A 21,841-nucleotide genomic window follows, 5' to 3' on the forward strand; every position below is an offset into this window, starting at 1 on the left:
TCGATGTCGGCGGCCGCGGTTAGGCTTGTTCAACCGCAGCAACCATCAGGAGAAGACTTGCCGTCGAGCGCCGATTCCTTCGTGCATCTGCACGTCCACAGCGAATACTCCATGCTCGACGGCGCAGCTCGTGTCGGGCCCCTGATCGAAGAGGCCGTCAAGCAGGGCATGCCTGCGGTGGCCGTCACCGACCACGGCAACATGTTCGGCGCATTCGACTTCTACAAGACCGCCACGGCGGCCGGTATCAAACCGATCATCGGCACCGAGGCCTACATCACGCCGGGCACGGCGCGCGGCGACAAAACGCGCGTCAAGTGGGGCGACGGCGGGCGAGACGACGTCTCGGGCGCCGGGTCGTACACCCACATGACGCTGCTCTCCGAGTCGACCGAGGGCATGCACAACCTCTTCCGCCTGTCGTCGAGGGCGTCTCTCGAGGGTTACTACTTCAAGCCCCGTATGGATCGCGAGATTCTGTCCGAGCACGCGAAGGGCCTCATCGCGACTACCGGCTGCCCGAGCGGCGAGGTGCAGACTCGCCTTCGCCTCGGTCAGTACGACGAGGCGATCAAGGCGGCCGCCGACTTCCGCGACATCTTCGGCAAAGAGAATTACTTCGCCGAGATCATGGATCACGGTCTGGGTATCGAACGTCGCATCATGGACGACCTGCTCAAGCTCGCCAAGCAGCTCGACATCCCCCTGGTGGCGACGAACGACCTCCACTACACGCACGCCCACGACTCCACGAGCCACGCGGCCCTGCTCTGCGTGCAGTCCGGCTCGACGCTGACCGACCCGAACCGGTTCAAGTTCGACGCCGACGAGTTCTACCTCAAGACGGCCGCCCAGATGCGGCACCTGTTCCGCGACCACCCCGAGGCCTGCGACAACACGCTGCTCATTGCCGAGCGCTGCGAGGTCAAGTTCGACACCGAGGCGAACTACATGCCGCGGTTCCCGGTGCCCGAGGGTGAGACCGAAGAGACCTGGTTCAAGAAAGAGGTCGAGAAGGGCCTCGAATACCGGTACCCCGACGGCATCTCGCAGGCGGTGCGGGAGCGCGCCGACTACGAGGTCGGCGTCATCGCTCAGATGGGCTTCCCCGGGTACTTCCTCGTCGTCGCCGACTTCATCAACTGGTCGAAAGACAACGGCATCCGAGTCGGGCCGGGCCGCGGCTCGGGGGCCGGTTCGATGGCCGCCTACGCCATGCGCATCACCGACCTCGACCCGATCCGCCACGGCCTCATCTTCGAGCGGTTCCTCAACCCCGACCGCGTCTCGATGCCCGACTTCGACGTCGACTTCGACGACCGCCGGCGCACCGAGGTCATCAACTACGTCACCGACAAATACGGCTCTGAGCGGGTCGCTCAGATCGTGACCTACGGCACGATCAAGGCCAAGCAGGCGCTGAAAGACTCGTCTCGAGTGCTGGGCTTTCCGTTCGGCATGGGCGAGAAGCTCACCAAGGCAATGCCGCCCGCGATTATGGGCAAAGACATCCCGCTCACCGGTATCTTCGACCGCGACCACGGTCGTTACAAAGAGGCGGGTGACATCCGCGCGGTCGTCGAGGGCGACCCGGAGGCCAAGACGGTCTTCGACACCGCCCTCGGCCTTGAGGGCCTGAAGCGTCAGTGGGGTGTGCACGCCGCCGGCGTGATCATGTCGAGCGACCCGCTCATCGACATCATCCCGATCATGAAGCGCGAGCAAGACGGCCAGATCGTCACGCAGTTCGACTACCCGGCGGCCGAATCACTCGGTCTGATCAAGATGGACTTCCTGGGGCTCCGCAACCTCACGATCATCAACGACGCCCTCGACAACATCAAGTCGAACCGCGACATCGACCTCGTGCTCGAAGACCTCGAACTCGACGACCAGGGCGCCTACGAACTGCTCTCTTCCGGCGACACGCTCGGTGTCTTCCAGCTCGACGGCGGCCCCATGCGTGGTCTTCTGCGGCTGATGAAGCCTGACAACTTCGAAGACATCTCGGCCGTCATCGCCCTGTACCGGCCGGGCCCCATGGGCGCCAACTCGCACACCAACTACGCGCTCCGCAAGAACGGCCTGCAAGAGATCACGGCCATCCATCCCGAGCTCGAAGAGCCCCTGCGGGAGGTACTCGGCGGCACCTACGGCCTGATCATCTATCAGGAGCAGGTCATGAGCGTGGCCCAGAAGCTCGCCGGCTTCTCGCTCGGTCAAGCCGACATCCTCCGTCGCGCGATGGGCAAGAAGAAGAAGTCCGAGCTCGACAAGCAGTTCGCCGGCTTCCAGCAGGGCATGATCGACAACGGCTATTCGGCCGACGCCGTCCAGAAGATCTGGGACATCCTGCTCCCGTTCTCCGACTACGCCTTCAACAAGGCGCACTCGGCGGCCTACGGTGTCGTCTCATACTGGACCGCCTATTTGAAGGCGCACTATCCGGCCGAATACATGGCGGCGCTGCTCACGAGCGTCGGCGACTCGCGCGACAAACTCGGTCTCTATCTCAACGAGTGCCGTCGCATGGGCATCAAGGTGCTCCCGCCCGACGTCAACGAGTCGATCGGCTTCTTCGCCGCTGTCGGCGAAGACATCCGGTTCGGCATGGGCGCGATCCGCAACGTCGGCTTCAACGTCGTCGACCACATCATCGCTGCCCGCGAGAGCAAAGAGCCGTTCACCTCCTTCCATGACTTCCTGCGCAAGGTGCCGATCCCGGTGGCCAACAAGCGCACGGTCGAGTCGCTGGTCAAGGCCGGGGCATTCGACACGATGGGCGATACCCGCCGGGCTCTGGTCGAGATCCACGAGGGCGCCGTCGAGGCGGCGGTCAGCGAGAAGCGGGCCGAGGCCAATGGCCAGGTCGGTTTCGACTTCGACTCGCTGTGGGACGAACCGGCTCAGGTGCAGCAGGTGCCGCCCCGCCCCGAGTGGCCGAAGCGCGACAAACTTGCCTTCGAGCGCGACATGCTCGGTCTCTACGTCTCCGACCATCCTCTGGCCGGTCTCGAACTCCAATTGGCCAAGCACGCGTCCACGACGATCACGACCATCTCGGCCGCTGACGACTCCATCGACGGCGAACAGGTCACGGTCGCCGGTCTCGTCACGAGCGTCCAGCACCGGGTCGCCCGCAACTCCGGCAACCCCTACGGAATCATCACCATCGAAGACTTCGGCGGTGAGATCAGCGTCATGTTCCTGGGCAAGACCTACCAGGAGTTCGGTCCGACTCTCGTCGGCGACTCGGTCATCGTGCTCAAGGGCCGGGTCAGCGTCCGCGACGACGGCAAGAACCTCCACGCCGTCAGCATGTTCCTGCCCGATCTCGGCGTTGCGGCCAGCAACGGGCCGCTCGTGCTGAGCATGCCCGAGTTCCGTGCCACGACCGACGTCGTCACCGAGCTGGGCGCCGTTCTCGGTCGTCACTCGGGTGCCACCGAAGTGCGACTGCGCCTCCTCAAGGGCGACAACGCCCGCACGTTCGAGATCCCGCTGCCGGTCGACATCACGGCCGACCTCTACGGCGAGCTCAAGAGCCTGCTCGGGCCGAGCTGCCTGCTCTGACCTGCCTGCTCGAGGCCCATCGCGGCGTCGAGATCGCAGTCGTGGTCGGGTGACCCCGACCAGGAATGCGATCTCGGCGTCGGTGAGAGCAACGAGCCGCAGGGTCCTTCGGGTCGTGAGCTTGTCGAATAGTTGCGCGAGATGGCCTCATCGCCGGGCATCCTGGCCCGATTGCGGATATCGAGCCACCTCGCGGGCCTCTCCCGGCCCGCGCCGATAGGCTTGAGCGGCCATGATGACGACCACCGACCTCCGCGGTCAGACCCTCAGCCCGAGCCAGTTGCTGGCCCTCGTCCCGCGTGCGGTCGGCGACGTGAACGATGCGACCGAGGCCGCTGCAGCCCTCATCGCCGACGTCCGTCAGCAAGGCGTCTCAGCCCTGCTCGACCAGGCCGAGCGATTCGATCGGGTCCGGCCCCCGGCGCTCCGCGTGCCCCAGGCCGACATCGACAAGGCTGTCGCCTCACTCGACCCGCTCGTCCGCGAAGCTCTGGTCGAGTCGATCGCTCGGGTGACGGCGTCCAGCGCGGCACAGGTGCCGGCCGAGCAGACGACGCACCCCGCTCCGGGTGCCACGATCGTGCAGCGCTGGCAGCCGATGGCCCGGGCGGGCGTGTACGTGCCGGGCGGCAAGGCCGTCTACCCGTCGAGCGTCATCATGAATGTCGTTCCCGCCCAGGTGGCGGGCGTTCGCTCCATCGCGCTCGCCTCCCCGCCGCAGGCCGAATTCGAAGGATCCGTGCACCCCACGATCCTCGGAGCCGCAGGCCTGCTCGGCATCACCGAGGTCTACGCCATGGGCGGTGCCGGTGCGATCGGCGCTTTGGCGTACGGGGTCGACGACGCAGATCTGCTTCCGGTGCAGGTCATCACCGGGCCCGGCAACAACTTCGTCGCGGCGGCCAAGCGCCTCGTGCGAGGAGCCGTCGGGATCGACTCGGAGGCAGGAGCCACCGAGATCCTCGTCATCGCCGACGCCTCCGCCGACGCGACCCTCGTGGCCGTCGACCTCATCAGCCAGGCCGAGCACGACGAACAGGCATCCGCCGTGCTCGTCACCGACTCGGCCGACCTCGGAGAGCGCGTCGTGGCCGAGGTCGCGCGTCTGGCGCCGCTCACCGCGAGTGCCGAGAGAGTCCGTACCGCGTTGACGGGCCCGCAGTCAGCGGTCGTCGTGGTCGACGATCTCCCCGTCGCGGCGGCGTTCAGCAACGCCTACGGCCCCGAACACCTCGAGATCCAGACCGCCGACGACGATGCGGTGCTGGCGCTGATCGATGACGCCGGGGCGATCTTCGTCGGCTCGCAGACCCCGGTAAGCCTCGGCGACTATCTCGCCGGGTCGAACCACGTGCTTCCGACCGGCGGGCAGGCGCGCTTCTCGTCCGGGCTCGGGGCATACACGTTCCTCCGGCCGCAGCAGATCGTGCGCTACGAGGCGGAGCCCCTGGCTGCCGTGGCCGAACGCCTGGTGGCACTGTCGAGGGCAGAGCGGCTGCCGGCGCACGGCGAGGCCGTGTCGGCTCGGCTGCAGCGGCCCTAGTGTCGGGCAGGCGTACCGTCACACGACATTCCCGGTCGTTCTCGGCCCGTTTCGACCCTGTTGGCCCGATTCGGTAGGCGGAGGGTCCGGCTCCGCGACACGCGTCGCACCCATAAGCTCCGGCGCGGTGCGTGTCGCAGTGCCGGGTGGCCGAGCTTGTCGAGGTCCGGCGCGGTGACACGCGTCGCACCCATAAGCTCCGGCGCGGCGCGTGTCGCAGTGCCGGGTGGCAGAGCTTGTCGAGGTCCGGCTCCGCGACACGCGTCGCACCCATAAGCTTGAGCATCATGTTCTGCCCCTTCTGCCGTCACCCCGATTCCCGAGTCGTCGACTCCCGCACGAGCGACGACGGCACGTCGATCCGCCGTCGGAGGCAGTGCCCGAACTGCGGTCGTCGCTTCACCACGACCGAGACCGCGAGCCTCTCCGTGATCAAGCGCAACGGGGTGCTCGAGCCGTTCAGCCGCGAGAAGATCATCTCGGGTGTGCGTAAGGCGTGCCAGGGGCGACCCGTGACAGACGGCGACCTTGCTCAGCTGGCTCAGAAGGTCGAAGAGGCGGTCCGCGCGAGTGGTGCCTCGCAGATCGACGCGAACGAGGTCGGCCTGGCCATTCTTCCGCCGTTACGAGAGCTCGACGAGGTCGCCTACCTGCGTTTTGCCAGCGTGTATCAGGCCTTCGATTCGCTCGACGACTTCGAGGCGTCCATCCGCACCCTTCGCGAAGATCACGCCACCGCGACCACGGCATCGGGCGACGAATGAGCGAGCACGACCGCAAGGGCCTCTACGACCTGATCTTCCGTACGGTCTTTGTGCGAATGGATCCTGAGAACGCCCACCACTTCGCATTCCGCTTCATCAAGCTCCTTCCCGTGAGCCCCGTGGTGGCGTCTCTCGTGCGGCGTTCGACCGGGCCCCACCGGTCACTGCGCGTCGAGACGCTTGGGCTCACCTTCTCCTCGCCGTTCGGCGTCGCTGCCGGTTTCGACAAAGACGCCAAGGGCATCTCCGGTCTCGGAGTTCTGGGGTTCGGTCACGTCGAGGTCGGCACCATCACGGCCAAGCCGCAGCCGGGCAACGACCGTCCGCGCCTGTTCCGGCTCGTCGACGACCGGGCGGTCATCAACCGCATGGGCTTTAACAACGGCGGCGCCGTCAAGGCCGCCGGCGAGGTCGGTCGCGCCCGACACCTGCGCAATCGCCCGGTGATCGGTGTCAACATCGGCAAGAGCCGCGTGGTCGAGGTCGATGACGCCGTCGACGACTATCTCGTATCAACGCGCCTCCTCGCACCCCTGGCCGACTACCTGGCCGTCAACGTGTCGTCGCCCAACACCCCCGGGCTCCGCGGCCTGCAAGAGCTCGACAAGCTGTCGCCCCTCCTCACCGCGGTCCGCGATGCGGCGGGCACCACGCCCGTGCTGGTCAAGATCGCTCCCGATCTCGAAGACGATGCCGTGCGCCGCGTCTCCGAGTTGGTCGTCGAACTGGGCCTGGCCGGAATCATCGCCACGAACACGACGCTGTCCCGCGAGGGGCTGTCGAGCGACCCCTCGGTGATCGCGAAGGCGGGGGCCGGCGGCCTGTCGGGAGCACCGCTCGCGGCCCGCTCCCTCGCCGTGCTGCGAGCTATTCGCGCCAGCGTGCCGAGCGACCTCTGCGTGATCAGCGTCGGAGGGGTCGAGACGGCCGCCGATGTCCAAGAGCGAATCGACGCCGGAGCGACCCTGGTGCAGGGCTACACGGCATTCCTCTATCGCGGGCCGCTCTGGGCGAGGCAGATCAACCGCGGGCTGCGCGAACTGAGGCGGAACCGCAGCAAGTAGGGGCGGTGCGCTTACAGGGCCAAAAACGAAGGATCCGGGGGCACGTGCCCCCGGATCCTTCGTTTCTGGCCCTGTGAAAGCCCGCGCGGCCCTACGCCGTCGGGAACTCGCCCCGCTTGACCTGCGGCTTCGGCAGGCGCATCGGCTTCATCTGCAGCGCGCGCATCGCGGCGTACCAGCGGAGGCCGGCCTCGACCTTGTCGGCACCGCCGTGAGCGGCGGCCAGCTTGGAGCGGATGCGCTGGCCGACGAGGAGGCAGTCGATGATCGCGAAGACGAAGAAACCCCAGAGGGCGAATAGCGTGAACGCCGATGCGGCGGGGATCAGGCTGAGGAGGATCACGATCACCATGATCGGGATCATGGCCTCGCCGACGCTCCAGCGAGCGTCGATGTAGTCGCGGACGTACTTGCGCTGTTCGCCCTTGTCGCGGGCGGGCAGGAACTTCTCTTCGCCGTTCGCGAGCCCGATGCGAGCCCGGTTGCGCTGTTCGGCGACGCGTCCGCGCTGCTCTTTGCGGGCCTCTTTGCCCACAGGGACGAGAGGTCGACGGTTGGCGGCCTCACGCTCTTTGCGGCTGGGAGTCGGTCGACCCTTGCCGACCGGAGAGTCGGCCGCGGTGGTGAACTCGGATGTCGTCTTCGACGCCGAGTTGTCTGGGGAGATGATGGGTGCCTTGGCCACGAGTGATCCTTGCAAGTTCGTCGGAGTACCTAAGATTACCTGTCATGACCGAGACCTCCTACCCCATCGAGCCGACCGACGCCGAACTCGCAGGGAAGCTGCGAGAGAGCGTCCACGCGGCTCTTCCGTCTTCCATCGCCGATCTGTCATCGCTCGTGAAGATCCCGAGCGTCTCGTGGGACAGCTTCGATCCCGAGAACGTCGTGGCGAGCTCGCAGGCCGTCGCCGCGCTCGTCGAGTCGACAGGACTGTTCGACAGCGTGAAGACGAGCCGTGCGCCGATCGAGGGCGACGTGCTCGGTCACCCCGCGGTCCTCGCGACGCGAGCCGCCCGCAACGGCCGGCCCACCGTGCTCCTGTACGCCCACCACGATGTCCAGCCCGAAGGGCGGGCTGAGCTGTGGGAGACCCCGCCGTTCGAACCCACGGTCCGCGGCGATCGGCTGTACGGGCGGGGCGCCTCCGACGACAAGGCGGGCGTCATGACGCACGTCGCGGCTCTCCGTGCCGTCCACGAGGTACTCGGCGACGACCTCAACGTCGGCGTCGTCGTCTTCATCGAGGGCGAAGAGGAGTTCGGCTCCCGCTCGTTCACGAACTTCCTCGCGCAGCACCGCGACGAACTCGCGGCCGACCTGATCATCGTCGCGGACGCCGACAACCCCTCGACGACCGTCCCCGGGCTCACCGTCGGGCTCCGCGGCAACGTCACGTTCAAGCTGACCGTGTCGACGCTGTCGCATGCTTCGCACTCCGGCATGAACGGGGGAGCGGTCCCCGACGGCATGCTCGCCATGATCAAGCTCCTGGCCACGCTGCACGACGACGAAGGATCCGTCGCAGTCGCCGGTCTTACCTCTCGTGAGGGCGACTACCCCGACTATCCCGAATCCCAGCTCCGCGAAGAGACCGGCCTTCTCGAGGGCGTCTCGCCGATCGGCACCGGCCACATCCTCAGCCGTCTCTGGTCAAAGCCCTCGATCACGGTCACCGGCATCGATGCGCCCAGCGTTCTCAACGCCTCCAACACCCTCAGCCCCGAGGTGTCGGTCAAGATCAGCGCCCGGGTCGCCCCCGGGCAGACGGCGGCTGCGGCGTTCGACGCTCTCGAAGCGCACCTGCGCGCGCACGCTCCCTTCGGTGCGCACGTCGAGATCGACGACGTCGACCGCGGCAACGCGTTCCTCGTCGACACGTCCGGCTGGGGAGTGGCCGAGGGCCTGCAGGCTCTCGAGGAGGGCTGGGGTGCAGCACCGCTCCAGGTCGGAGCCGGCGGATCGATTCCGTTCATCGCCGATCTCGCCGAGGTGTTCCCCGAAGCGCAGATCCTGGTCACCGGTGTGGAAGATCCCGACACCCGCGCTCACAGCCCGAACGAATCTCAGCACCTGGGCGTGTTCCACCGGTCGATTCTCAGCGAGGCTCTCCTGCTCGCGAGGCTCGACGGCCGAACCATCGAGGATTAGAATCAACTCAGTCGTGCACTCGTGCACATTCCGCTCTCGAAGGAGGCACTTATGACCGACACACTCACCACTTCCGTCGACACCAAGGCCCACGGCATCGGCCTCACCGATGCTGCCGCGACCAAGGTCAAGAACCTCCTCACGCAAGAGGGTCGCGACGATCTTCGTCTGCGCGTCGCCGTCCAGCCCGGTGGTTGCTCAGGGCTCATCTACCAGCTCTACTTCGATGAGCGTCTGCTCGAAAACGACGCCACGGTCGACTTCGAGGGTGTTGAGGTCGTCGTCGACAAGATGAGCGTCCCCTACCTCGATGGCGCTTCCATCGACTTCGAAGACACCATCGAGAAGCAGGGCTTCACGATCGACAACCCCAATGCGCAGGGTTCCTGCGCGTGTGGCGACTCCTTCCACTAGGGGTTACCAGGCGGCCAAGTCGCCCGCGTGAAGGCTTCGCGCACTTCGCTCACAGTGAACGAAAGGGAACCATTCAGACGAATGGTTCCCCTTCGTTTTTTCGTCTCCACATCGAGCGAACCGCGGGAGCGAGCGGCGGAAGCACCCCCAGCCTGCGAGTAGGCTAAGCATGTTCCGTTTCTTACTGTGAGCCCTTGGGCCCGGTGACGAAATGGGGCGCGCCCCACAGTTGAGTCATCCGAGAGGTAACAGTGCGCTCAAAACGTCGTCTCCGACTCGCAGCCATTCCCGTGGCTGCAGTCTCGATCCTTGCCCTGTCGGGCTGCACCGAGCAGCAGATGATGGGATGGCTCCCGACGGAGCGCGGCACGACTAACCACGTCAACGCCACCATCGGTCTCTGGGTCACCTCCTGGATCGTCCTCCTCGGCGTGGGTCTCATCACCTGGGCGCTGATCATCTGGGCAGTCGTCGTGTACCGACGCCGGAAGGCCGACACGGGCCTGCCCGTCCAGCTGCGCTACAACATGCCGATCGAGATCTTCTACACGATCGTGCCGCTGTTCCTCGTGCTCGGCTTCTTCTTCTTCACGGCCCGTGACCAGGCCGACATCGAGAAGCCGACGGCCAACCCCGACCAGACCATCACGGTCTACGGCAAGCGTTGGGCATGGGACTTCAACTACATGGACACCGCCAACAAGGCGAACAGTGTCTACTACCAGGGCATCCAGGCGCAGGAGCTCGGCGACGGCAACGTCGACGAGTCCAAGCTGCCGACACTGCACCTCCCCGTCGGCGAGACGATCAAGATCGAACTCAAGTCTCGCGACGTCATCCACTCGTTCTGGGTCGTCGACTTTCTCTACAAGAAAGACATGATCCCGGGCAAGACGAACTACGAATACTTCACCCCTCTCAAAGAGGGCACCTTCACGGGTAAGTGCGCGGAGCTGTGCGGTGAGTACCACTCGCTCATGCTCTTCAACGTGAAGGTCGAGTCGAAGGCCGACTACCAGGCTTATCTCGACACGCTCCGTACCGAGGGCAACGTGGGTGACCTGGGCGACCAGTACAACACCAACACCAACGAACCCGACAACAAGGCCCCGGTCGCCGCAGGCACCGACAGCACCTCGAGCAAGTAAGGCCATTCGATGAGCTCAGCCACTGCAACCCGTCCTGCGACCGGCGGTCAATCGTCACAGCAGAACTTCAACACGACGCGCGTCGGCCGTAAGGGCAACGTCGTCGTCAGGTGGATCACCTCCACCGACCACAAGGTCCTCGGGTACATGTACCTGATCACCTCGTTCGTCTACTTCCTCATCGGGGGAGTGATGGCGCTCGTCATCCGAGCGCAGCTCTTCGCGCCCGGTGTCGACATCTTGCAGACCAAAGAGCAGTACAACCAGCTCTTCACCATGCACGGCACGATCATGTTGCTGCTGTTCGCCACTCCACTCTTCTCCGGCTTCGCGAACGCGATCATGCCGCTGCAGATCGGTGCACCCGACGTCGCGTTCCCGCGACTGAACGGCTTCGCGTTCTGGCTGTACTTCTTCGGTGCCATCGTGGTCATCGCCGGGTTCCTCACCCCGGCGGGTGCGGCATCATTCGGCTGGTTCGCCTATGCGCCGCTCTCCGACACGACCTTCACTCCGGGGCTCGGCGGAAACCTCTGGGTCTTCGGCCTCGCCCTGACCGGGTTCTCGACGATCCTCGGTGGCGTTAACTTCATCACGACGATCATCACCATGCGCGCCCCGGGCATGACGATGTTCCGCATGCCCATCTTCGTGTGGAACACCCTCGTCACGTCGATCCTCGTCATCATGGCCTTCCCGGTTCTCGCGGCGGCGCTCTTCGGTCTCGGTTTCGACCGAGTCTTCGATGCCAACGTCTTCAACCCCGCCAACGGCGGTGCCATCCTCTGGCAGCACCTCTTCTGGTTCTTCGGCCACCCCGAGGTCTACATCATCGCGCTGCCGTTCTTCGGCATCGTCTCCGAGATCTTCCCCGTCTTCAGCCGCAAGCCGATCTTCGGGTACAAGACCCTCATCTACGCCACCATCGCGATCGCTGCTCTGTCGGTGACCGTGTGGGCACACCACATGTACGTCACGGGTTCCGTGCTCCTGCCGTTCTTCTCGCTGATGACAATGCTCATCGCGGTACCGACCGGCGTGAAGATCTTCAACTGGGTCGGCACCATGTGGCGCGGCTCGATCACGTTCGAGACCCCCATGCTCTGGGCGATCGGGTTCCTGATCACCTTCACGTTCGGTGGTCTGACCGGTGTGATCTTGGCATCGCCTCCTCTCGACTTCCACGTGTCCGACTCCTACTTCGTGGTGGCGCACTTCCACTACGTGGTGTTCGGTACGGTCGTCTTCGCCATGTTCGCCGGCTTCTACTTCTGGTGGCCGAAGTGGACGGGCAAGATGCTCAACGAGCGTCTCGGCAAGATCCACTTCTGGCTCCTGTTCGTCGGGTTCCACACCACGTTCCTGATCCAGCACTGGCTTGGCGTGATGGGTATGCCGCGTCGGTACGCGACGTATCAGCCCGAAGACGGCTTCGAGTGGATGAACCAGCTCTCGACGGTGGGTGCCATGCTCCTCGGCGTCTCGATGCTGCCATTCATCTACAACGTCTACATCACCGCTCGGGTTGCTCCGAAGGTGGCCGTGAACGACCCCTGGGGTTACTCGCGATCGCTCGAGTGGGCCACGTCGTGCCCGCCGCCGCGTCACAACTTCACGTCGATCCCGCGCATCCGTTCGGAGTCTCCGGCCTTCGATCTGAACCACCCCGAAGCGGGTCTCCCCGTCGGTGTGGGTCCGTTGAAAGACGCCCCTGACGCCCCCACGTACGACGCTTCCGACGAGAAAGTAAAGTAGTCCGGCAATGAGAGCCCAATCGAACATCTTCTGGATCCTCGCGGTCTTCTTCTTCGTGGCCGACGCCGGCTACACCGTCTGGAGTCTCCTGTCGACTGAATTCCAGAAGGTGGAGTGGACGGGAACCCTCGGTATCGGCCTGGCCGGCATCATGTCGGTGTTCCTCGGCTACTACATGAACCGGTCGCACTTCGCCCAGTCGGGTGAACTGCCCGAAGACCGCCTCGACGCGAACATCGACGATGGCGACCCCGAGATCGGGTTCTTCAACCCGTTCAGCTGGTGGCCCATCTTCCTGGCCGCCGGTTGCACGATCGTCTTCCTGTCGCTCGCAGTCGGAATCTGGTTGATCTTCTTCGGTGTCGCCCTCACAGCGATTGCTCTCGTCGGCTGGGTCTACGAGAACTACCGCGGCGTCTACAAGCACTAAGCACCACTACCGCGTCTCGCGCTAAGCGGGGCACCACCCTCGGGTGGTGCCCCGCTTTCGTGTACGCACGGGTTGCTGGGCGCCTCGGAGCCGCACCTAACCGGCCGAGCCGCCCAGAGGACGTGGATGGCGGTAGAGGGTGACTGCGACGGCTGTGGAGGCTCCTGCGCCACGGCTGCCGAACCTCCGCGCCGGTGGGTGCCCGCGAGGCGACTAGCCGACGTGGGCCCGTCCGAACGGATGGTGAGCCGGGCTGCGAACACGGAGTGAGCTAGAGGCGGCGTGTGAGCACGAAAGACCGCAGGATCCGGCAGACGCTCCCGGGCCGGCTGCGACGGGCCTGGCGGCGTCTGCCGGATCCTGCGGTCCCCTGGGGCCGTTCTGCGCTGGCGGGCGAACGCCGAGCATCTCGCGCCGCCCGCTGGGTCTCCGTTGACGAGGTGTTCGCTGCAGCGGCCTAGGGAGCTCGAGTTCGGGTCCGCTTCCGGCTCAGCGGAGCCCGTCATTGCTGTAGCGGTCCCGTCATCGCCTGCGTGATCACGAGGGGGTCGCGTTTCCCGACTTTGACGAGACACATGGGGCTCGCGGTACGTCACGAACCGTTTCACGCACGACTAACTGTTCTTACGGTTAGCCACGCGTGATTCGGTTAGCCGAGGCTCGATCGACCCGGGCCGCAGCTCGACCACGGGATGCGGTGGGTGCAATCTGTCCGCCGGCGGCGCCCGCCGCGTTCGACCGCCCTCCAGGGCACGCAATGCGGGTCGCCCCGGGCTGGCGGCCTCAGCAGGACCTCACGTTGGACCCCCTGAAATCGACGATGGCGTCGGGTGTCATTCGCGACGGTGTGGGGGTGTGGCGGTGCGGCGGTGTGCCTCGTAGTCGCGTATCGCACGTTTAGTCGCGACATACCGCGACTAGACCCGCGAAACGCGACTAGGAGAGCGACCGCCCACGGCCCCCGGATGCGGAGCAGCGCGTCCTGCGCCCGAAACGGGCCTGCCCGAACCATCGACCATCGCCCTACAGCACGACGAAACCCGCCCGCACCGGAGGTGCGAGCGGGTTTCGGGGGAGCGGAGCTGCTAGTGCTTGCCGCCGGGGCCGCCATCGATCTCGGCGTGCGAGTCGTGATGTGCGGCCTCGATCTCGGCCTTGGTGACGGGCGAGATGCGATCTTCGAAGAAGAAGCCCGACACCGATGCACGGATGCGCTCGATCGGAGTCACGACACCACGCGCATTCGGTCGAACCATGAGCGGCTCGTACTCGTTGTAGCTGACCAGGTTCCAGCGCTCGTAATCGGTGAGCGGCTCGTGGACCTCGATGTATTCGCCGCCGGGGAGGCGGACGATTCGACCCGACTCGTGACCGTGAAGAACGATCTCGCGATCCTTCTTCTGCAGGGCGAGGCAGACCCGCTTCGTGATCCAGAAGGCGATGAACGGACCGATCACCGTCAAGAACTGCATGACGTGGATGACCTGGTTCAGCGACAACTTGAAGTGAGTTGCCATGAGGTCGGAGGAAGCTGCAGCCCAGAGCGCTGCGTACAGCGTCATGAGAGCGGCACCGATAGCCGTACGGGTGGGAGCGTTACGCGGGCGATCCAGGATGTGGTGCTCACGCTTGTCGCCGGTGACCCAACCCTCGATGAACGGATAGAAGGCAACGGTGGCGAGCAGACCCATCAGCACGACGATCGGCACGAGGATGTTGAACGAGACGGTGTATCCGCCCCAGACGACTTCCCAGTGGGGCGGTGCGAGACGCAGAGCACCGTCGGCGAATCCGATGTACCAGTCAGGCTGGGTACCGGCGGAGACGGGCGAGGGGTCGTACGGGCCGTAGTTCCAGATCGGGTTGATCGTGAACAGCGAGGCGATCAGCACGATGACACCGAAGACGATGAAGAAGAACCCACCGGCCTTCGCAGCGAAGACGGGCATGACCGGAACGCCGACGACGTTGTTGTTCGTCTTGCCTGGGCCAGCGAACTGCGTGTGCTTGTTGATGATGAGCAGGAGCAGGTGAGCGCCGAGCATGGCGATCAGAAGAGCCGGCAGCAACATGATGTGCAACGAGTAGAGGCGGCTGACCACGGCGGTGCCTGGGAACTCTCCGCCGAAGAGGAGGTAGCTGATCCAGACGCCGATGACGGGGATGCCCTTGACCATTCCGTCGATGATCCGCAGACCGTTGCCGGACAGCAGGTCGTCGGGGAGCGAGTAGCCGGTGAAGCCCTCGGCGAGAGCCAGGATGAACAGGACGAAGCCGATGAACCAGTTGATCTCGCGGGGCTTGCGGAACGCACCGGTGAAGTAGATGCGCAGCATGTGCAGGCCGATGGCCGCAATGAAGAGCAAGGCCGCCCAGTGGTGGATCTGACGGAACAGGAGACCACCGCGGATGTCGAACGAGATGTTCAGCGCCGACTGCATCGCCGCCGACATGTCGATTCCCTTCAGCGGCACGTACGAGCCGTTGTAGGTGACCTCGGCCATGGACGGCTGGAAGAAGAAGGTCAGGAACGTACCGGAGAGCAGGATGACGACGAAGCTGTAGAGCGCGACCTCGCCGAGCATGAACGACCAGTGGTCGGGGAAGATCTTGCGACCAACCTCTTTGACGAGTCCGGAGATGCTGGTCCGCTCGTCGACGTAGTTGGCGGCGGCACCCATGAACTTCATGCCCTTGGCCGGTCGAACCGGGGCGTTACCCTGTTCGGCGTAGCTGGTGGGCTGCGATTCGGTGGTTGTGGTGGTGGTGATCATGCGCGGTCACGCTCCCAGAAACTCGGGCCTACGGGCTCGTGGAAATCGCTCTGAGCCACGAGGTAGCCTTCGGCGTCGACCGTGATGGGCAGCTGCGGGAGCGGCCGAGAGGCCGGGCCGAAGATGACCTTGCAGTTGTCGGTGACGTCGAACGTCGACTGGTGGCAGGGGCAGAGCAGGTGGTGGGTCTGCTGTTCGTACAGCGCGACCGGGCATCCGACGTGAGTGCAGATCTTGGAGTAGGCAACGATTCCGTTGTACTGCCAGTTTTCACGGCCCTCGGGCTCATTGAGGTCGTCGGGGTTGAGCCGCATGACGAGGACGGCGGCTTTGGCTTTCTCTTCGAGCAGATCTTCGGATTCGAGCAGGCTTTCCGGAATCACGTGGAATGCCGAACCGAGGGTCACATCGGCAGCCTTGATGCGCGTGCCGGAAGGGTCAAGGGTGAGGTGCATGCCCTTTTTCCAGAGTGTATGCCGCAGGACGACATTGGGGTCGACCTTCGGGCCGAGGTCACGGAAAATGACCACGCCAGGAAGGATGAAGGCGAAGAGCGCACCGAAGAGGCTGTTGCGGATCAGGCTGCGTCGGCCGAAACCGGACTCTTTGTTGCCGAGTTCGAACACTTCGGCTGCTTTGGCGCGAGTTGCGTCGGAGCCACGGGTGCCGTGGCGCATCTCGGTGATTTCGCGCGCCGGCATGATGGTCTTCGACCAGTGCACGGCACCGATGCCGATGGCCAGGAGGCCGAGAGCGATACCGAGACCGAGGAACAGGTTGTTCAGCCGGATCGAGCCGGTGTCGCCCGGGGTGATCGGGAACGCGATGTAGGCGGCCACCGCGAGGCAGCTAAATACGATCGAGGCGAAGAACAGAGTGGAGACCTGGCGGGCCGCCTTCTTTTCTTCGACCGGGTCGATGTCGGTGACGCGGAGGTGGTGCGCGGGCTCACCCGGGTTCTCGAAGGGATCCGTCGGGATGACCGCCGTGCCGGCGGAAACCTTCAGCGGCTCGCTCTTCTCGACAGCCGAGCCCGCCTGGGGGGTCTCGTCGTCGTGATCTGCCATGGTGCTGCCTTTCGGTGAGCTCTTCACTCTATAAATCGTTGACTCTGGGCCTAGGGAGCCCGGGGATGATGCTGCTAGTTCGAGCGGGCCGTCAGCCACACGGTGATGGCCACGATGGCGCCGAGACCGAAGATCCAGATGAACAGACCCTCAGAGACCGGACCGAGGTTGCCCAACTCGAATCCACCGGGAGAAGGGTTCTTCTCGAGGTACTTCAGGTAGGTGATGATGTCGGCCTTCTCCTGCGGAGTGATGTTCAGGTCGTTGAACACCGGCATGTTCTGCGGGCCCGTGAGCATTGCCTCGTAGATGTGCTTCGAGGTGACGCCCTTGAGTGCCGGTGCGAACTTGCCCTGCGTGAGCGCTCCACCGGCGCCGGCCACGTTGTGGCACATGGCGCAGTTGATGCGGAAGAGCTCGGCACCCTTGGCGGTGTCGCCGTTGGCCTGGAGGTACTTCGTCTCAGGCTCGGACGGACCCGTGCCGAGCGAAGCAACGTAAGCGGCCATCGCCTGGATGTCTTCGTTTGTGAACTGCACGGGCTTCTTCAGCGCCTGCGGGCCATTCGCCGCCGCGGGCATGCGGCCTGTTCCGACCTGGAAGTCGACCGACGCCTCGCCGACGCCGACGAGGCTCGGTCCGGCCTCGGTGCCGGAACCATTGACGTTGTGGCAGGTGGCGCAGTTCGCAGCGAAGAGCTTCTTACCCTCGTTGACCGTGGCCTGCGAGTTGCTGGAGGTGCTGGTCTCGGCGGTGGCGGTCGACGTGAACAGCGCGTAAGCGCCACCCGTGGTGAGGAGGCCCACGACGATGAGCGAGACGGTCGCGAGGGGAGACCGGCGACCCGTTCGCTTCGACTTGGCGCCGACCGATTTGCGGGCGCCCTTTGTCGCTGACGAAGCGAGCTTTGCTGAGGGAGAGATCTTCATGGGGAGCAGGGGATCCAATGCCTATTTGAGGATGTAGATGACCAGGAACAGGCCGATCCACACGACGTCGACGAAGTGCCAGTAGTACGAGATCACGATGGCGCTCGTGGCCTCTCGGTGACCGAAGTTCTTCACCGCGTAGGCGCGACCGATGATGAAGAGGAAGCAGAGCAGACCCCCGGTGACGTGTGCGGCGTGGAAGCCGGTCGTCAGGTAGAAGGCGGAGCCGTAGGCGCTCGACTGCAGCGTCACGTGCTCGGAAATGAGGTTCGTGTATTCGTACATCTGGAGAGACACGAAGACGGCGCCCATGGCATACGACAGGAAGAACCACTCGACGAGGCCCCACTTGGAGACCTGGAAGAGCTTGCCGGTCCGCTTGCCCTGGAGGCGCTCGGCCGCGAAGACACCGAACTGGCAGGTGACGCTCGACAGCACCAGGGTGATGGTGTTGAAGGCGGCGAACGGGACGTCCAGCTTCTCGGTCTGGGAGGCCCAGAGCTCGGGAGAGGTGCTCCGCAAGGTGAAGTAGATCGCGAAGAGACCGGCGAAGAACATCACCTCGCTTCCGAGCCAGACGATGGTGCCTACGGCAGCGGTGCTGGGCCGGTTGACAACCGGTCCGCCTGAAGGTCTCGAGAGAGAGGTACTTGTCACAGGTTCATTATGGCCGATAAACCGCCGAGAATTTCGCCTCGACAGACTGCCAGTCTCGATGACGAGATATCTGAAAGAAGCCGCTCAGTAAGCTGAGAGCCATGTCGAACGCACTCTCGTGGCCCCGTCTTCTCGATTCCCTCCTGGAGGGGAACGACCTCTCGATCGCCGATGCCACCTGGGCGATGGAGCGCGTGATGGTGGGCGAGGCGACCGACTCGCAGCTCGCCGCGTTCCTCATCGCCCTGCGTGCCAAGGGCGAGACGGTCGACGAGATCGTGGGCTTCCGTGACGCGATTCTGGCGCACGCATTGCCCCTCGCCGTCGACACCATGGGTGTCGACATCGTGGGTACCGGCGGAGATCGCTTCGGCACGGTGAACGTCTCCACTATGGCCTCGATCGTCGTCGCCTCAGCCGGTGTTCCGGTGATCAAGCACGGCAACCGGGCCGCGAGCTCCTCATCGGGGTCGTCTGACGTCTTGAGCGCTCTCGGAATCGATCTCGATCGTGACCCCGCGCGTGTCGCCGCGGTATTGGTCGAGGTCGGAATCACCTTCGCGTTCGCCGCGGCGTTCCACCCGGGCTTCAAGCACGCGGCCGCCACTCGTCGCGAGATCGGCGTGCCAACCGTGTTCAACTTTCTCGGTCCGCTGACGAACCCGGCACGGCCCGAGGCCAGTGCGGTCGGTGTGGCCAATGCCTCCAAGGTCAACCTCGTGGTCGGTGTGTTCCAGACTCGCGGCGCCACGGCCCTGGTGTTCCGCGGCGATGATGGTCTCGACGAGCTCACCACTACCGGCCACAGCCACATCTGGGAGATCTCGGGCGGCTCGGTGACCGAGCACGACCTCGACCCGCTCGAGCTCGGAATCCGGCGCTCCCGGATCGACGACCTTCTCGGCGGAGACCCCGAGCACAACGCCGAGGTGGCCCGTCGAACGCTGGCGGGGGAGCGGGGCGCGGTTCGCGACATCGTGCTTTTGAACGCGGCGGCCGGTCTGGTCTCGTTCCGACTGGCCCAGGATCCAGCCCAGCGCGATCGACCCATCGCCGAACGCTTCCGCGAGCAGCTCGTGGTCGCCGCCGACGCCGTCGACAGTGGGCGTGCGACCGCGAAGCTCGCGGAGTGGGTGGCCGCCACGCGGGCGTGACCGCAGGCAGAAAGCCCCGCCAGGTGGATCCTGACGGGGCTTTCTCCGTGTCTCTCGGGTCAGCGCTAGTTGACGTCTTCGTCTACCCAGTCGAAGGTCTTCGTTACCGCCTTCTTCCAGAGTCGGATCTGACGGTCGCGTTCGGCCTCGTCCATCGACGGGGTCCAGCGGGCGTCTTCCTGCCAGTTGGCGCGGAGGTCGTCGAGGTTCGCCCAGAACCCGACGGCGAGGCCAGCGGCGTAGGCGGCTCCGAGCGCGGTGGTCTCGGCGACCACCGGGCGGACGACGGGAACGCCGAGGATGTCGGCCTGGAACTGCATGAGAACGCTGTTCGCGGTCATGCCGCCGTCGACCTTGAGCTCGGTCAGGTCGACGCCCGAGTCGGCGTTGACCGCGTCGAGCACCTCGCGGGTCTGGTAGGCGGTCGCTTCGAGTGCCGCGCGGGCGATGTGACCCTTGTTCACGTACCGCGTCAGGCCGACTAGGGCTCCGCGGGCGTCGGAGCGCCAGTACGGAGCGAAGAGCCCCGAGAAGGCCGGTACGAAGTAGGCCCCGCCGTTGTCGTCGACGGTTGCGGCCAGCGTCTCGATCTCGGGAGCCGACGAGATCAGCCCCAGGTTGTCGCGCAGCCACTGCACGAGGGAGCCTGTCACGGCGATCGACCCCTCGAGGGCGTAGTGGGTCGGGCCGTCGCCGAGCTTGTATCCGATGGTCGTGAGCAGGCCGTTTTCACTCTTGACCTTCTCCTCACCGGTGTTGAAGATCAGGAAGTTACCGGTGCCGTAGGTGTTCTTCGACTCACCCTTGTCGAACGCGGCCTGGCCGAACGTGGCGGCCTGCTGGTCGCCGAGGATGCCCGCGATAGGCACTTCGCGCAGGAGCGAGGACGAGGAGGCATAGCCGTAGATCTCGGACGACGACTTGACCTCGGGGAGCATGGAGGCCGGGACGCCGAAGACGTCGAGGATGTCTTGGCGCCACTCGAGGGTCTCGAGGTCGAGGAACAGGGTGCGGGAGGCGTTCGTCACGTCGGTCACGTGCACGCCGCCGTCGACTCCGCCGGTGAGGTTCCAGAGCACCCAGGTGTCTGTCGTGCCGAAGAGAAGGTCGCCCGCCTCCGCCTTCTCGCGGGCACCCTCGACGTTCTCGAGGATCCAGACGATCTTCGTGCCGGCGAAGTAGGTGCTGAGGGGGAGACCGACGATGTCTTTGAAACGCTCGACCCCGCCGTCTTTCGCAAATCGATCCACGATCTCTTGCGTGCGGGTGTCTTGCCAGACGATCGCGTTGTACACGGGCTCGCCGGTGTTCTTATCCCAGACAACAGCGGTCTCGCGCTGGTTGGTGATGCCGACGGCCTTGATGTTGTGCCGCGTGATGTTGGCACGGCTGAGTGCCTGGCCGATCACCTCGCGGGTGTTCTCCCAGATCTCTTTGGGGTTGTGCTCGACCCAGCCGGCGCGGGGGAAGATCTGTTCGTGCTCGAGTTGACCCGTCGACACGATCGAGCCCGAGTGATCGAAGACGATCGCGCGGCTCGAGGTGGTGCCCTGGTCAATTGCGAGGATGTAGTCGTCGCTCACTAGTGGTGCTCCTTCGTCGTTGATGGATGCTGCAGAGAAAGCTGATGGAGAAAGGTCGAGGCGAAAAGAACGGGTGACCTCACTCTCGCGAAATCACCCGTCCTTAGTCTGTGAGGCCCGTGTCAGGCCATGGGGAGGAAGGCCATCGACGCGAAAGCGGCGAGAGCACCACCGACGAGCGGGCCGACGACGGGAACCCAGGCGTAGCTCCAGTCGCTGCCACCCTTGCCCTTGATGGGAAGGAAGGCGTGGGCGATACGCGGGCCGAGGTCACGCGCGGGGTTGATCGCATAGCCGGTCGGGCCACCGAGGGAGGCGCCGATACCGACCACGAGCAGTGCGACAGGGAGGGCGCCGAGTTCGGAAGGCGACTTGCCGTTGCCGATACCGATGATGACGAAGACGAGCACGAAGGTCGCGATGACCTCGGTCACGAAGTTCCAGCCGTAGCTGCGGATCGCCGGGCCGGTCGAGAACACACCGAGCTTGGCAGCCGGTTCGGGCTCCTCATCGAAGTGGTTCTTGTACGCCAGGTAGACCAGAACGGCACCGATGATCGCTCCGATCATCTGCGCGAGCACGTAGATCAAGAACTGCGGGAAATCGATGTTCTTGAGGATGAGCTGCGCGATGCTGACGGCCGGGTTGAGGTGGGCACCCGACTTGTACGACACCAGGATTCCGGCGAAGACCGCGAGGCCCCAGCCGAAGTTGACCATGAGCGTTCCGCCGTTGAAGCCCTTGCTCTTGACGAGAGCGACGTTCGCGACGACGCCACCACCCAGGAGCAGGAGCATTGCGGTTCCCACCGTTTCGGAGAGAAAAATTGTTCCCA

Annotated in this window: 18 protein-coding genes; 11 read left to right on the forward strand and 7 right to left on the reverse strand. The window is 64.9% G+C overall.

Annotation, left to right across the window (positions count from 1 at the left end):
- Positions 1–3 precede the first annotated feature (3 nt).
- From dnaE to ASF54_RS00690, 4 genes are all read left to right on the forward strand, one after another.
- The gene (dnaE, locus tag ASF54_RS00675) at positions 4–3,573 is read left to right on the forward strand and encodes a DNA polymerase III subunit alpha (protein ID WP_084815847.1); all 3,570 of its coding nucleotides are present in this window, start codon (positions 4–6) and stop codon (positions 3,571–3,573) included.
- A 232-nt stretch (positions 3,574–3,805) separates the two neighbouring features.
- Complete coding sequence (gene hisD / locus ASF54_RS00680) at positions 3,806–5,116, forward strand: histidinol dehydrogenase (RefSeq protein WP_084815848.1); 1,311 nt, start codon at positions 3,806–3,808, stop codon at positions 5,114–5,116.
- A gap of 287 nt (positions 5,117–5,403) precedes the next feature.
- Positions 5,404–5,880 (forward strand): transcriptional regulator NrdR, encoded by a 477-nt coding sequence (gene nrdR / locus ASF54_RS00685; protein WP_055957553.1) that lies wholly within the window; start codon positions 5,404–5,406, stop codon positions 5,878–5,880.
- Positions 5,877–6,944, forward strand: a complete 1,068-nt coding sequence (locus ASF54_RS00690; RefSeq protein ID WP_055957556.1) for a quinone-dependent dihydroorotate dehydrogenase — start codon at positions 5,877–5,879, stop codon at positions 6,942–6,944. Before nrdR ends, ASF54_RS00690 begins: the two co-directional genes overlap by 4 nt.
- A gap of 91 nt (positions 6,945–7,035) precedes the next feature.
- Here ASF54_RS00690 and ASF54_RS00695 read toward each other — a convergent pair whose 3' ends face one another.
- Positions 7,036–7,629 (reverse strand): DUF3043 domain-containing protein, encoded by a 594-nt coding sequence (locus ASF54_RS00695; RefSeq protein WP_084815849.1) that lies wholly within the window; start codon positions 7,627–7,629, stop codon positions 7,036–7,038.
- A gap of 44 nt (positions 7,630–7,673) precedes the next feature.
- Between ASF54_RS00695 and ASF54_RS00700 the strand changes: the two genes are divergently transcribed.
- The 6 genes from ASF54_RS00700 to ASF54_RS16240 all read left to right on the forward strand — a co-directional run bounded on the left by ASF54_RS00700 (position 7,674) and on the right by ASF54_RS16240 (position 13,303).
- Complete coding sequence (locus ASF54_RS00700; RefSeq protein WP_055957559.1) at positions 7,674–9,095, forward strand: dipeptidase; 1,422 nt, start codon at positions 7,674–7,676, stop codon at positions 9,093–9,095.
- A 51-nt stretch (positions 9,096–9,146) separates the two neighbouring features.
- Positions 9,147–9,509, forward strand: coding sequence for an iron-sulfur cluster insertion protein ErpA (erpA, locus tag ASF54_RS00705; RefSeq protein WP_055957562.1), 363 nt, complete (start codon positions 9,147–9,149; stop codon positions 9,507–9,509).
- Positions 9,510–9,760: 251 nt separating this feature from the next.
- The gene (gene ctaC, locus ASF54_RS00710) at positions 9,761–10,657 is read left to right on the forward strand and encodes an aa3-type cytochrome oxidase subunit II (protein ID WP_055957565.1); all 897 of its coding nucleotides are present in this window, start codon (positions 9,761–9,763) and stop codon (positions 10,655–10,657) included.
- 9 nt (positions 10,658–10,666) lie between these two features.
- Positions 10,667–12,412, forward strand: a complete 1,746-nt coding sequence (gene ctaD / locus ASF54_RS00715) for an aa3-type cytochrome oxidase subunit I (RefSeq protein ID WP_055957568.1) — start codon at positions 10,667–10,669, stop codon at positions 12,410–12,412.
- Positions 12,413–12,419: 7 nt separating this feature from the next.
- On the forward strand, positions 12,420–12,842 hold the full coding sequence (locus tag ASF54_RS00720; protein WP_055957571.1) for a cytochrome c oxidase subunit 4: 423 nt from the start codon (positions 12,420–12,422) through the stop codon (positions 12,840–12,842).
- A gap of 284 nt (positions 12,843–13,126) precedes the next feature.
- The gene (locus ASF54_RS16240) at positions 13,127–13,303 is read left to right on the forward strand and encodes a hypothetical protein (protein ID WP_157509972.1); all 177 of its coding nucleotides are present in this window, start codon (positions 13,127–13,129) and stop codon (positions 13,301–13,303) included.
- 624 nt (positions 13,304–13,927) lie between these two features.
- Here the strand turns inward: ASF54_RS16240 and qcrB are convergent.
- From qcrB to ctaE, 4 genes are all read right to left on the reverse strand, one after another.
- Complete coding sequence (qcrB, locus tag ASF54_RS00725; RefSeq protein WP_084815850.1) at positions 13,928–15,616, reverse strand: cytochrome bc1 complex cytochrome b subunit; 1,689 nt, start codon at positions 15,614–15,616, stop codon at positions 13,928–13,930.
- On the reverse strand, positions 15,613–16,683 hold the full coding sequence (qcrA, locus tag ASF54_RS00730; protein WP_055961778.1) for a cytochrome bc1 complex Rieske iron-sulfur subunit: 1,071 nt from the start codon (positions 16,681–16,683) through the stop codon (positions 15,613–15,615). Before qcrA ends, qcrB begins: the two co-directional genes overlap by 4 nt.
- A 74-nt stretch (positions 16,684–16,757) precedes the next feature.
- Positions 16,758–17,612, reverse strand: a complete 855-nt coding sequence (gene qcrC / locus ASF54_RS00735; protein WP_084815851.1) for a cytochrome bc1 complex diheme cytochrome c subunit — start codon at positions 17,610–17,612, stop codon at positions 16,758–16,760.
- Positions 17,613–17,633: 21 nt separating this feature from the next.
- The gene (ctaE, locus tag ASF54_RS00740; RefSeq protein WP_084815852.1) at positions 17,634–18,269 is read right to left on the reverse strand and encodes an aa3-type cytochrome oxidase subunit III; all 636 of its coding nucleotides are present in this window, start codon (positions 18,267–18,269) and stop codon (positions 17,634–17,636) included.
- Between the two features lie 101 nt (positions 18,270–18,370).
- On the opposite strand from ctaE, the gene trpD reads away from it, so the two are divergent.
- Entirely contained in the window at positions 18,371–19,423 is a 1,053-nt protein-coding gene (trpD, locus tag ASF54_RS00745) for an anthranilate phosphoribosyltransferase (RefSeq protein ID WP_055957574.1), read from the forward strand.
- Positions 19,424–19,488: 65 nt separating this feature from the next.
- On the opposite strand, the gene glpK is transcribed toward trpD, so the two are convergent.
- Together glpK and ASF54_RS00755 are read right to left on the reverse strand one after the other, a co-directional pair.
- Positions 19,489–21,006 carry a glycerol kinase GlpK gene (gene glpK / locus ASF54_RS00750; protein ID WP_055957577.1) on the reverse strand — a complete coding sequence of 506 codons (1,518 nt, stop codon included), beginning with the start codon at positions 21,004–21,006 and terminating at the stop codon, positions 19,489–19,491.
- A 122-nt stretch (positions 21,007–21,128) separates the two neighbouring features.
- Entirely contained in the window at positions 21,129–21,803 is a 675-nt protein-coding gene (locus ASF54_RS00755; protein WP_055957580.1) for an MIP/aquaporin family protein, read from the reverse strand.
- Positions 21,804–21,841 lie beyond the last annotated feature (38 nt).

It is taken from the genome of Frondihabitans sp. Leaf304 (genome assembly GCF_001423105.1).
Lineage (GTDB): Bacteria > Actinomycetota > Actinomycetes > Actinomycetales > Microbacteriaceae > Frondihabitans.

What these genes read in the sequence shown, in the direction of transcription:
- dnaE (WP_084815847.1), top strand. Translation starts at nt 4, where the DNA reads ATGTCGGCGGCCGCGGTTAGGCTTGTTCAACCGCAGCAACCATCAGGA.
- ASF54_RS00755 (WP_055957580.1), bottom strand. Translation starts at nt 21,803, where the DNA reads ATGCTCCTGCTCCTGGGTGGTGGCGTCGTCGCGAACGTCGCTCTCGTC.
- ASF54_RS00700 (WP_055957559.1), top strand. Translation starts at nt 7,674, where the DNA reads ATGACCGAGACCTCCTACCCCATCGAGCCGACCGACGCCGAACTCGCA.
- ctaD (WP_055957568.1), top strand. Translation starts at nt 10,667, where the DNA reads ATGAGCTCAGCCACTGCAACCCGTCCTGCGACCGGCGGTCAATCGTCA.
- qcrC (WP_084815851.1), bottom strand. Translation starts at nt 17,612, where the DNA reads ATGAAGATCTCTCCCTCAGCAAAGCTCGCTTCGTCAGCGACAAAGGGC.
- hisD (WP_084815848.1), top strand. Translation starts at nt 3,806, where the DNA reads ATGATGACGACCACCGACCTCCGCGGTCAGACCCTCAGCCCGAGCCAG.
- qcrB (WP_084815850.1), bottom strand. Translation starts at nt 15,616, where the DNA reads ATGATCACCACCACCACAACCACCGAATCGCAGCCCACCAGCTACGCC.
- qcrA (WP_055961778.1), bottom strand. Translation starts at nt 16,683, where the DNA reads ATGGCAGATCACGACGACGAGACCCCCCAGGCGGGCTCGGCTGTCGAG.
- erpA (WP_055957562.1), top strand. Translation starts at nt 9,147, where the DNA reads ATGACCGACACACTCACCACTTCCGTCGACACCAAGGCCCACGGCATC.
- trpD (WP_055957574.1), top strand. Translation starts at nt 18,371, where the DNA reads ATGTCGAACGCACTCTCGTGGCCCCGTCTTCTCGATTCCCTCCTGGAG.
- ASF54_RS00720 (WP_055957571.1), top strand. Translation starts at nt 12,420, where the DNA reads ATGAGAGCCCAATCGAACATCTTCTGGATCCTCGCGGTCTTCTTCTTC.
- ASF54_RS00690 (WP_055957556.1), top strand. Translation starts at nt 5,877, where the DNA reads ATGAGCGAGCACGACCGCAAGGGCCTCTACGACCTGATCTTCCGTACG.
- nrdR (WP_055957553.1), top strand. Translation starts at nt 5,404, where the DNA reads ATGTTCTGCCCCTTCTGCCGTCACCCCGATTCCCGAGTCGTCGACTCC.